General features: G+C 60.5%; 1 protein-coding gene. It reads left to right on the forward strand.

Annotated features, from left to right (window positions below; genetic code table 11):
* Positions 1-281: AMP-binding protein (locus IHE46_RS16895; RefSeq protein ID WP_192166100.1), on the forward strand; the 281-nt coding region annotated here is incomplete at both ends.

A 281-nucleotide genomic window follows, 5' to 3' on the forward strand; every position in this document is an offset into this window, starting at 1 on the left:
CGGTCGCTCACCTGACCGTGCTCGACCTCGGCTCACCCTCGCCGTGGGCTCACCAGTCCGTCGTCGATCCCGATCCGCAAACGCTGGGCCTCACCTCCACCCACCTCGCCTACGTCATCTACACCTCTGGCTCCACCGGCACCCCCAAGGGCGTCATGGTCGAGCACAAAAGCGCAATTAATCTGACTCAGGCACAGATTGCCCTTTTCGGCGTTTCCTCCAGCAGCCGAGTCGTGCAGTTCACCTCATGCAGTTTCGATGTAAGTGTCGCCGAGATACTA

It is taken from the genome of Rhodanobacter sp. DHG33, assembly GCF_014843005.1.
In the GTDB taxonomy this organism is placed as follows: domain Bacteria; phylum Pseudomonadota; class Gammaproteobacteria; order Xanthomonadales; family Rhodanobacteraceae; genus Rhodanobacter_A.